The 11,954-nt window shown below is 37.5% G+C and carries 8 protein-coding genes; 6 read left to right on the top strand and 2 right to left on the bottom strand.

Going from position 1 to position 11,954, the window contains the following annotated elements:
• A partial coding sequence (locus F6K54_RS29490) for a helix-turn-helix domain-containing protein (protein ID WP_293085756.1) occupies positions 1-125 on the bottom strand: 125 nt, incomplete at its 3' end.
• A gap of 256 nt (positions 126-381) precedes the next feature.
• Here F6K54_RS29490 and F6K54_RS29485 point away from each other — a divergent pair.
• The 6 genes from F6K54_RS29485 (at position 382) to F6K54_RS29460 (ending at position 9,854) form a co-directional block, all read left to right on the top strand.
• A complete protein-coding gene (locus F6K54_RS29485; protein ID WP_293085754.1) occupies positions 382-6,087 on the top strand; it encodes an alpha-2-macroglobulin in 5,706 nt (1,901 codons plus the stop codon).
• A 116-nt stretch (positions 6,088-6,203) separates the two neighbouring features.
• On the top strand, positions 6,204-7,367 hold the full coding sequence (locus F6K54_RS29480; RefSeq protein ID WP_293085751.1) for a DUF262 domain-containing protein: 1,164 nt from the start codon (positions 6,204-6,206) through the stop codon (positions 7,365-7,367).
• Between the two features lie 6 nt (positions 7,368-7,373).
• Complete coding sequence (locus F6K54_RS29475) at positions 7,374-8,432, top strand: MAE_28990/MAE_18760 family HEPN-like nuclease (protein WP_293085748.1); 1,059 nt, start codon at positions 7,374-7,376, stop codon at positions 8,430-8,432.
• Positions 8,433-8,861: 429 nt separating this feature from the next.
• The gene (locus F6K54_RS29470; RefSeq protein WP_293085745.1) at positions 8,862-9,167 is read left to right on the top strand and encodes a hypothetical protein; all 306 of its coding nucleotides are present in this window, start codon (positions 8,862-8,864) and stop codon (positions 9,165-9,167) included.
• 115 nt (positions 9,168-9,282) lie between these two features.
• Positions 9,283-9,489, top strand: a complete 207-nt coding sequence (locus tag F6K54_RS29465) for a hypothetical protein (RefSeq protein ID WP_293085742.1) — start codon at positions 9,283-9,285, stop codon at positions 9,487-9,489.
• A 17-nt stretch (positions 9,490-9,506) separates the two neighbouring features.
• Positions 9,507-9,854, top strand: coding sequence for an IS200/IS605 family accessory protein TnpB-related protein (locus F6K54_RS29460; protein ID WP_293085739.1), 348 nt, complete (start codon positions 9,507-9,509; stop codon positions 9,852-9,854).
• 305 nt (positions 9,855-10,159) lie between these two features.
• On the opposite strand, the gene F6K54_RS29455 is transcribed toward F6K54_RS29460, so the two are convergent.
• Positions 10,160-11,584, bottom strand: a complete 1,425-nt coding sequence (locus F6K54_RS29455; protein WP_293085736.1) for an alkaline phosphatase D family protein — start codon at positions 11,582-11,584, stop codon at positions 10,160-10,162.
• Positions 11,585-11,954: the final 370 nt, after the last annotated feature.

The following is an 11,954-nucleotide window of genomic DNA, read 5'->3' as shown; positions in this document are numbered from 1 at the left end:
TTATACTTTTCTTGGCAGCAAGCTAGACTATCATTCCAAACCACACGGACACAACCAAATAGCTTTGCTAATCGGTATTTTTGTCCCGGTGTTGGATAGATACGATACTTAAATCTAGCTTTCATAACCTGACTTTTAAACTAAATACATGATAACATATTTATTGAAATAAAATCAACTACTAAAAAGTCGCCCGCTTATGGGCGAGGCTTTAAACCCAATTTTCTGGTAAAAGTTCTCACAAAATCATTTTCCGTATTTTTTTCCTAAAAACATCTTCCCTGTTCCCTGTTCCCTGTTCCCTACTGTTACAAAAAGTCTATATCTTTTTTGGAGATGTATAATAATTGTAGGTAAAAACTATCCTCAAATCAAACAAATATGGCGTTCAAATATTGGAAACATTTTTTACTAGGATTATTCCTAGCTTTTGCCATTGCAGCTTGTGGTTTTTTTAACACAAGTTTAAAACAGGCAAAATTACCCATAGTAGACCTCATAATTACTCCTCCACTACCGGAGTGGATAGAACAAATTAGTCCGACGGGAGAAGCAGAACTTTTAAGTCAAATTCGGATTCGGTTTAAGGAACCTTTAATTCCTTTGGAAACTTTAGATTCTCTAGAACAACAGGAGAAACTTAAAAAGTTTGAAATTTTCCCAGAATTACCTGGTCAATTCCGATTTTTGACTCCGAAAATGGTTGGTTTTCAACCTGCGGAGGCTTTACCTAAATCTACGAGAGTAAAGGTTACTTTGAAGTCTGGTTTATCCGACCTGAAAAATAATCAATTAGATGAAGATTTGGCTTGGACTTTCAATACTGAACCAGTTAAATTAACGAATTTACCAACTACTAAGCAGCAAAATAGAAGACCACAACCAATTGATATAAATCCGACTTTGAAATTCACTTCAAATGTGGAGTTGGATGTAAATTCAATTGAGGAAAATTTAAAATTTTTACCAGTAGGAGAAACAGAAACTTTACCTTTGACAGTTAGTTTAGAAACATTGGAAACTAATGCAGAGGAAGAAGAAGTTTTTACAGCAGAATTTGACTCTTCATTCCATCGGTGGAATTATTTGTTCGCTCCCCAAGTTACTCTAGAAAAGGGTACTAAATATCGCTTGGAATTTGACTCAGGAATTGAACCTGTCAAAGGTAATTTACCCAGTCAAACACCTTTTGTGAGTGAAGTAGAAACTTATTCCGCTTTTGAATTTTCTGAACTGAAATTTTCCCAGGGTGGCGGCAGATTTGTGAAAGGTAATCCCTTGTTGGAATTTAATCATGGTGTTGTAGCTGAATCAGCAGTAGAAAATATTACGATTGAACCGGAAGCAAAAGAGACAAAAAATCTGATTCAAGCTTATGATGACTATAATATTGTTAGTCTCAATTCTTGGGCATTTGAACCAGAGACAAACTATACAATTACTATCGGCGCTAATATCAAAGATAAATTCGGGCAAGTATTAGGGAAGCCTGTTGTTTTAAATTATCAAACAGGGGATTTAGTCGGAAATCTTTCGGTACCTGCGGGTTTAAATATTTTTCCTTCTAGTCAGGATTTACAACTGAATATTTCTACAGTAAATTTGCCAGAGTCGGAATACAAAGCGGCTTATCAAGTTGTGAAACCCACAGATTTGGTTTACGCAGAATCGGCTTATCCCAGAACAGATAGAAAAAATTTATTACCAGGAAATGAAAAGTGGAAAAATTACCCTGTTTCTGGTGAAAAAAATCAGATTAAAGAAGTAGCAGTTCCTCTCAGAGAACAACTAGGCGGTCAGACAGGAATGTTGGCTTATGGAGTAAAAGCACGGACGAGTTATTATCAAGAAAATGGTCAACAAAAATGGCAAGAACCAAAATTTTATGGATTGGTACAACTAACTAATTTGGGAGTATTTGTTCAGTGGTTTCCAGAGTCGGGAATTATTCGGGTAAATCATTTGGATGATGGTGTGCCTGTTGTGGCGGATGTGGAGATTTATCAATCTCAATTAAATGCTAAATCTCAGCCTAAACCTACTGCTTGTGCCACGGGAAAAACCGATGAAAATGGTTTGCTAAGTTTGACTAAGACAGACTTACAAAAATGTATGAATGGTCGGCGTTTTTCCCAAGCACCGGAATTATTAGTAATTGCCAAAGAAAAGGAAGATTGGGCTTTTGCTAGAACTAAAGAATATAGCGGTACTTATGGTTATGGGATTTATTCTGGTTGGGATAGTGGCAAGGCTGAATCGCGGGGTACTATTTTTTCTGATAGAGAACTTTATCAACCAGGGGAAAAGGTTTGGTTGACTGGAGCTGCTTATTATTTGGAAAATGGTAACTTGAAACAAGCGGAAAATATGGATTATCAAGTTACTATAAATAATCCAGATGGAAATAAGACAAATTTAGGTACTCAGACTACTAATGAATTTGGTACTTTTTCTCTAGAAATTCCTCTGGATAATAATCAGTCATTGGGTTATTACAATGTGGAGGCTAAGGGAGAAAATGGCATAGAATTTTACGGAGAATTTCGCGTGGCTGAGTTTAAACCGCCTAATTTTCAGGTAGATCTAAAACTTAATCGAGAAATTGCTTTGATTAACGAACCAATATTGACACGAGCTGAAAGTAATTATTTGTTTGGTTCTCCAGTGCAAGGAGCAAAAGCTAAATATTATGTGACACGAGAAAAGACAGAATTTACTCCTGAAAATTGGCAAGAATTTAACTTTGGTCGTCAATGGTTTTGGCCGGAAGAAACACCGACTGTTCCTAATAATGTACTGGAAAAAAATGTAGTTCTAGATAGTGACGGCGCGAAGAATCAAGTATTTACTGTCGGAAAAGATTTGCCCTACCCAATGACTTATCGAGTAGATGTGGAAGTGACAGATATATCTAATCTTTCTGTGGCAGATACTCAAACTTTTACCGCCCTACCAAGTAACAAATTAATAGGTCTAAAAAGTAAATTTGTGGCCGATGCTAATAAAAAGTTTCCGGTAGAAGTTATTGTCACCGACTCTCAAGGAAAACCACTTTCTGGAGAAAATATTCTGCTGGAATTACAACAAATGGAATATAGCAGCGTCACTCAAGTAGTGGCAGGTAGTCGCAACCCTAAATATCAAGTCGAATATAAAACTGTTGCGAGCCAGAAAGTCAGAAGTGGCAATAAACCGAAAACCGTCAACCTCACCCCACCAGAGTCAGGTAGTTATCGCATCCGGGCTAATTTTGCCAATGCTGAAAATGACATTACTGGCACCGATATTCAGATTTGGGCAACCGGAGCAAACCGCGTTTATTGGGGAGGTCGCAACGAAGACCGTCTGGAAATTAAACTCGACAAAGACACCTACAAACCAGGAGAAACAGCAACCGCTTTAATTCAGTCACCCTATCCAGAAGGGGAATTATATTTTGCCGTCGTCCGCGACAAACCACTCTATGAAAAAATCGTCAAAGTTACAGGTGGCGCGCCAGAAATTCAGTTTCAAGTGACAGAAGATATGTTACCCAATGCTGCGGTAGAAGCAGTATTAGTGCGGCAAGGTCAACCACTCGCAGAAGTCGAACCGGGAACTGTGGAAAATTTGATGAAAGTTGGTTTTACTCCATTCAAAATTAATTTGGCAGACAAATACTTAAATGTAGAAGTCACACCCCAACGTCCGGAAGCACAACCGGGAGCTATGCAGACTGTGGAATTGGCAGTTAAAAATAGTCAAGGGCAACCGACTAAAGGTCAGTTTACGGTGATAGTCGTAAATGAAGCGGTATTACAACTAAGCGGTCATCGTCCCCCAGACTTAGTCGAGACCGTTTACGCCGAACAACCAATATCTACCCGTTTCAACGATAACCGTCCCGAAGTACAAATGGAGGCCATGTCATCCGCTCTGAGAAAAGGTTGGGGTTATGGCGGCGGTATATCATCTGCTGCATCTAGCACCCGCATTCGTACAGACTTTCAATCTTTGGCTTATTACAACGGTTCTGTAATTACAGATAATAAAGGTAAGGCAACGGTAACTTTTAAAATGCCAGACGATCTGACAACTTGGCGCGTGATGACTGTTGCCACAGATGGGAATTTGCATTTTGGTAATGGGGAGGCAACTTTTGTGACGACTCAACCATTAATGTTAAATCCTGTTTTGCCTCAGTTTGCTCGTATCGGCGATAAATTTGAGGGTGGCGTAACAGTTACGAATAATACTGGCAAAAAAGGAAATCTCAAAATAGATGGGGAAGTTAGTCAGAATATTTTATTTGCCGAAAATTCCCAAACTACCCAAATTTTTCAAACCAGGACAGACTCAGGCACCAACGCTTACCGTTTCCCCATGGAAGCAAAACAAGCGGGTGAGGCAAAAGTGCAATTTACCACTGACCTGAATAACCTGAACACAGATGGGTTTGAAATTTCATTACCCGTGCAGTCCTTGGCAGCAAGTGAAACAGTAGTAGAGTCTGGCACAACTGACTCTCAAATACAAATTCCACTAAATATTACAGAGAATGTAATGCCAGATGTGGGAGGTCTAGAAATTTCCATAGCAAGTACATTAATACCAGAAATTACTGCCCCCGCAAAAGCAGTATTGAAAAAAGACCAACTACCATTTTTAGAGCCTACCGCCAGTCAATTAGCGATCGCCTCCAACCTCCAAATATTGGGTGAGAAATACGAGCAAGCATTTGTAGACTTCAACCCAGAACAACAGGCAAAACAAGCATTAGAAAAATTAGAAAAGTTGCAACTGCCAGACGGAGGTTTTGGTTATTATCCAGGATGGGAAAAATCCAATCCTTATCTAACACCCTATGCAGCAGAAGCGATCGCCCAAGCCAAAAAAGCATTTCCAGATTTAGTAAATGGGGAAATGGTAAGTAGTCTGCGGAATTACTTAAACAATATTTTGGCAGATCCAGGCAAAGATGAATATTGCAGCGAACAACTCTGTAAAAATCAAGTGCGCTTAGACGTTTTAATGGCATTGTCAGAATTAGGCGACACCCGCAATAGCTTCCTGTCAGATATTTATCAACAACGGGAAAAACTATCTCAGGTAGACCAAATAAAACTAGCGCGCTATATATCCACCTTCCCCAAATGGCGCAAACAGTCAGCAGAAATGTATAACGAAATTCAGGAAAGCGTCTATGAAACCGGACGTAGTGCCACATTGAATATACCGCAAACCTGGGGATGGATGAATTCAACCACCGCTGCTCAAGCTCAAGCATTGCGACTATTTATTACCCGCGACGCCAAACCAGAAATATTAGACCGACTATTACAAAGTCTACTCAACCTCCGACAGGATGGCACCTGGCGCACAACCTATGATAACGCGGAAGCTTTGAAAGCATTGGTTACTTATAGCAATACCCAACCAGCACCACCGAATTTCGTCGCCACCGCAAAATTATCAGGCAAACAATTAGATGCTGCCAGTTTTAAAGGTTATGAAAATCCGAATCTCTCTTTGAATGTAGCAATGGATGGGTTGCCAAAAGGCGAATCAGATTTAGTATTGGAAAAATCTGGAGAAGGCAAATTGCATTATTTAGTCGAATACAGTTATCGCCTCCCAGGAAACCAAGCAGGAAAGTATAACGGTTTGCGAGTAGCGCGGGAAATTCGTCTGGCAAATGAAACGTCCGTTTTGCAACGCATGGATCTATCTGAAGTGGCGTCACCATTAGATATCAGTGCAGGGCAAGTCTTTGATATTGGCATTGAGGTTATAACAGACCGTCCCGTAGACCATGTAATTATTCGTGACCCACTGCCAGCAGGTTTAGAAGCAGTTGACACCAGCTTCCAAACCGCCACTTCCGCTGTCAAAGCAAAAGCAGATAGTTGGCAAATAGGATATCAACAGATATATCGCGATCGCGTCGAAGCTTATGCAGACCGTTTAAACCCAGGAGTGTATAGCTTACATTATTTAGTTAGGTCAGTGACTCCCGGAACATTTATATGGCCTGGAGCAGAAGCACGACTACAATATGCACCCGAAGAATTTGGGCGATCGGCAACAGCGACCTTAGTTGTTAAGTAGTCTGTCAATTTCAAAAGCGGGTTTCTTCAAGAAACCCGCTTTTTCATTACTGGAATAAATAGCAAATTAGTTATATAATAATAAATTAGAGTAAAAATGTAAGGGAAATATCAAAAATGTCACTATTACCAATTGAACAAAAAATGTGGCAAGAAAAAGCTACAGTAAAAACCAAAAATGGGAAGTCTGCAACTGATACTGATATTGTTGAAAAGTATAATTCAGGAGAAAAAAGAATACTAACTGAAATTAACCGGGAAAAACTTCCTAGTTTTGTAGAGTCTTTAGAAAAGAATGAATATATGGATTTACGACCATTTTATCAAAGAAGATCTCGTTGGGATGAAAAAAAACAATCTCGTTTAATCGAATCATTTATTATTAACATTCCTATACCTCCAATTATTCTTTATGAGCAAAGCTATAATTCCTATGAAGTTATGGATGGTCAGCAAAGAATTACAGCAATAAGAGATTTTTACGAAAATAAATTCAAGTTAACTGGATTAGAACTTTGGTCAGAATTAAATGGACTTACTTATCAAGAACTTCATCCAACTATACGGGCAGGAATAGACCGTAGGTCTATTTCTTCTATTGTAATTATTACAGAATCAACAACTAATCCAGAGGAAGCTATGCTTTTAAAACAGCTTGCCTTTGAGCGTCTTAATACTGGGGGAGTAGATTTAAGTCGGCAGGAGGTACGACATTGTTTGTATCATGGAAAATTTGATTTACTATTACTTGAATTATCCCGTAATCCTATATTTGCTAAAGCTTGGGGAATACCTACAAAAAATGCAAACTTAGAAAAAAATAATCTCTACAAAAAAATGGAAGATGCTGAGTTAGTGCTGCGTTTTTTTGCTCTGAGAAATATGGAGTATTTCCGGGATGGAATGGAAGGTTTCCTAGACCTTTATATGATAAAAAGTAAGCAATTTTCTGACGAAGATATTGAATCGCTCAGAGAGATTTTTCTAGAAACTATTGAATTAGCTAATCAACTTTACCAAAAAGATTTATTTAAACCTTTTGGCGCAAAAAAAACAATCTCTTATAAAGCTTATTATGATGCTGTAATGGTTGGTTTGAGTCAACACTTATCAAAGACAGAAGTATTAATTTCCAAAAAACATAGAGTTGTAGAGGAAACAAAAAAGTTACTTGAAAGAGATAAATCACGTCTTTTAACTGGTGGAGGAAAAACTAAAGCTGATATTCAAAAAAGAATTGAAATTTTTAACAATATGCTTTTACAAGTAATTGGAGAGTAATTCAAAATGTTTGAGAATCTCCTGGAAATTGTAAATGTAAATATTGACAGTATTCATAAAATTATTCAGACTAACGATAGACTTAGAAAAATTGTAGCAAAGGGAATAGTAAATATACAGGAACCAAATAATAATCAAGAAATTGTTGAATTAGTAAAAGGTGTTCCAAGTGAAAAACCGTGGAGATTATACGAACATTGTGCAGTAGTAACTCGTTTGTATGCGATCTATGAAAATTTTGTAGAAGATTTAATATCAACTTGGTTAAAGTATCTTCAAAACATAGTCGAAAATTATTTAGAATTAGAAGATAAAATTCAAAATACTCATAGAGAAGGTATAGGACGTATACTACTAGAATTTAAAAAAGATAGATTTAAAGACCTTTCTGAAAATCAGGTAATTAGAGGTCTATTTTATGGCACAACAAATCAGAATAAAAATTATCAGTTGTTGCCAGAAGCTTTTCTTCTACATGACCAGAATTTACGGAAAGATATATTAGAAAAATTATTTGCAGATGCCGGAATAGCTGGCACTTGGAAATGGGTAATGAATTACAGAAAAGTCAAACACTTTATAGAAGAAATTAGAGGAAATCAGAATACTGCTGAAGGAGAACTTAATCAATTAATTTCCTATAGAAATGAAGCAGCTCACGGAGTTGTATATCAGATATTAGGCACTCAAGAATTACTAGATTTAGGTAATTTTATTAAAGCTTTGTGTCAAGCATTAGCAGAATTAGTAACTTATCAAATAATTCAAAAGCAAACTTCTACAGATAAAGCCAAAGAAATTGGTAAAATCACAAGATGGTTCGATCGCTCAAAAGTAGTAAGAGCAAAAATTAATAATAGTAAGCTGTCTGTAGGAACAAGTATTTTTTTAGTCAGCGAAACATCTTCATATTGTCGCTTGGCTACAATTGAGAGTATTCAACTTGATAATATTCCCAAAGAAAGTATAGAAATAACCAGTGAAGCTGAAGTTGGTTTAAAGTTTGATATAGATGCTAAAAAAGGATTAAAAATTTATATAAAAGTTGCAGATTTAGAAGAATAAAACCTATGAAAAATGCTCTTGATATAGCAGTGTTAAAAAAAATAGTAGGGTTACGCTGACGCTAACCCACCGAAACATTATAGATTTGGCGGTGCGTTACACTTCGTTAACACACCCTACTGGCGCGTCAAGTTAAAAATAGTGTATTAGATTTTTGCTCAAAGGCTTGAATAGTAAGCATTGTAGCATTTTCCTAAAACACCATTTAAGGCTTGACGCGCCACTATGAGATTACTGGTTTCTATAAACCGGAAGGTGTGCGGAGGGGTAATTAACTGTTAAACTTAAACTGTAGAAAATAGTTGTCAAATGTAGAAAAGTATTGTAATATTAAATAGTTAATAGAAAGCATAAATTTAGGCAATGAATGATTTTGACCATGATAGTAGTCACAGGTGACTACAGCAAAATTGGAGGGTTAGTATACAATTGATTGTTGTTGACAGACATATAATTAGACGAACACATAACTTTTGGCGGGTGTGTGATGAATTAGCTTTTAAGTCAAAAAATCTGTATAACTTGGCTAACTATCACTGTCGTCAGCATTTTTTCACGACTGGTAAAAGTCTCTCACTAACTAAACTGTACCACGCCACCAAAGATAGCGATGCTTATAGAGCCTTGCCAACTAAAGTCTCAAAACAAATCATTAAATGTTTAACCGCATCATGGCGTGGATATTTTCAAGCTATAAAAGAATGGTCACGCACATCCAGAAAAATTTTTAGGTAAACCAAAAATACCAAAGTATAAGGATAAAACCAAAGGTCGATCGGGTAGTTATATATTCATGCATAATCAGTCTATAGAGCACGTCTCAAAGACGGTATTTGTCACTTATCTATGAGTGATATCATGCATACCTGTAGTTGTGGATACTGTAATCGAAGTGAGGATAGTACCTGCTACTGGTTGCTATGTAATTGAAGTAGTCTATGAAAAAAAATCTGTTGCACAAATCAACTCAAAATATTTAGCAGGAATAGATTTAGGCATTGATAGATTAGTTGCTCTAGCTACTTGCCAAGCCTGGTGTGAAACCATTGCTTGTTAATGGGAAGCCACTAAAAAGTGTCAATCAACTGTATAATAAGCGTAAAGCCAAGTACCAAAGTCATCTCAAAGGCAACAGAAAAACCAGTCGGATATATTGAAGCATTGAGTTATCATAGAAATCGTTTTGTGGAGAATTACCTGCATAACACCAGCAAGTTAGTTGTCAATTATTTAGTGACGAATAATATTGGTACTGTAGTAATTGGAAAAAATGATAATTGGAAACAAGGTGCAAACATCGGCAAAATCAACAACCAAAAATTTACCCAAATACCTCACTCCAAGCTAATTGAACAGATAACTTATAAATGTCAACTGGCAGGAATCAAGGTAATTGAAACAGCAAGATTGTTACACCAGTAAAACATCTGCTATTGACGCGAGAAAAACCAATATGCTATTGAATTCTATGTAGGTAAACGAGTCAAACGTGGTTTCCAAACGGAGTGGAACTGGTATAGTCATTAATGCCGATGTTAATGGCAGTCTTCAAATATAAGATAAGAAATTCCCAGGGGCATTTACTGCCGTTTGCGTAGCATTCCGTAGGATGGGAATAGTGAGCTGTGCCGAGAGCGCCAGTATTGGTTAATCCAATATCAAGATATTAAGCTCAGATCGATTTTCTACAGTTTAGTTCGTACGGTAACAGAACCCCTTGTTTATTGTCAAAAACTATGTTCTTTTTCTCCTAATAACTTCCCTAATCTTTGAAAAACCTGAAACTTCAAGGAATTCAAATCGCAAGTCACCCGCGAAAAATTGTCATCGAAATGGGCAGGTCCGGCATTTGTTACAGTATAGCTATGAGATGTTAATGAGGTAGTTTTCAGCTTTCCTGATAACTGGAAACTACCACTTTTATGAGGGTAAGGCCAGAAAAAAGCCGATGATATCAGAGAAATAATTTTAAAATCTGGGTCTTCTTCGCAAAGTAACTCCGCTGACATAGAACAATGTACGTCACCAGATAGAAAAACTACCCGTTTAATTTTATTGGTGCGGATAAATTCCAAAAGTTGGGTGCGTTGGTGCAAATATCCACTCCATTTATCTAGCTCAGTCTTTTTAAAGTCTGGGAAAAATGGAATTGCAGAGGCAACAAACTTTACTCGCTCTGACCCATCTGCTAGCCATTTTTTTAAAGCTTCAAACTGATCTTCATTAATTATTTCTCGCTCTTCAAATGCTGGATCGGAGGATTCTGCTTCGTCACGCTCTGTGCGCGTATCGGTTACAAAAAAGTCACAGCATCCGTCTGTAAATTTGTACCAGAGTTTTGAGGGCGAACCAATAACATCAGCTTTGTCATCTACAATCTCAAATAACGGACTGTGACTCATCTGATAGGTAATGTAAGCATGAATTGCTGTCGGGAATAGAGTCACCCAATCCTTCGGCGACGCTTTGGACGGCCAGTTATCCTCTATTTCGTGGTCGTCAAGAGTCATGTAGGTAGGAATTTGCCCCATCAGTTCGCGAATATGGGGTTGAGTAAAGGTCTCTTGATAGCGACTAAAAAACTCCTCAATTGTGCGATCTGCACCGATAGCATTGAGGTCGTCGGCATAAATTTGGTCTCCTACCATGAGCAAGGAATTAGTAGTTGTACCAGAGTTTATTTGTTTGAGAATAGATTCAAAAGTTTTGTCGCCGCGATCGTCAAACCAAGAACCAAATAATTTTAGCAGATAACGACAAGAACCAAAAATAAATGAGCGACTCTTTTTCGGATCTGTGGAAGCAGTCTGAAATTGCTTGGTATGTGCTTTCGACCAATCAAGGTTTATGTTTGCTTGGTCTACTTCCTCTTTTTTTTGCAAAAAATAGCCAATTTGATATTCATACTCTGTTTCTGAGGATAGTTCGTCGAATACTGCTACTCCGGAGGTATCAAAAGCAGGAGACATCTTGAAGAAGATGGGGGGGTCATAGTCTGAGGAGTCTAGGGCACGAATTCTGGCAACTCCTACACAAGAGAGAACACTTTTTTTGTTTCTAGAGAGTTTATATTCGCCACGACCAAATATGCGTGCAGTGTCGCCCGTGACTGCACCCAGGATCGGACCAACGGTTAAAGGTTTTACTTTCATTGCTTATCTAAATAGTATGCTTTTTAAGCTATTGCATAATATCGTTATTCTTTGATTAAGTCAATGCTCTATGAAAAAACTATCTGTTAAAATATAATTGTATTTAACCCACATTCCGCACGACAAAATGTAGTATTTAACAGCGAGAAAACTTGAGTAAGTATTTATACTGTTCAAAAAGACTTTTTCGATGTGGCTGAGTGTAAATTCAACCATGAGGTAAGCATTCAGCCGTCAGCCGTCATATCAAATCCGGTTAAACAGCCATAGAATGGTTAAGCCAGGAGGAGTCAGGAGTCAGGAGTCAGGAGTCAGGAGGAGAGAGAATTACAAAGATGAGCGTAGTTATGACGATTGGAGAATTTTTTTA

This window comes from Okeania sp. SIO3B5 (genome assembly GCF_010692555.1).
Lineage (GTDB): Bacteria > Cyanobacteriota > Cyanobacteriia > Cyanobacteriales > Microcoleaceae > Okeania.
This window is presented reverse-complemented; position numbering and strand designations above follow the sequence as displayed.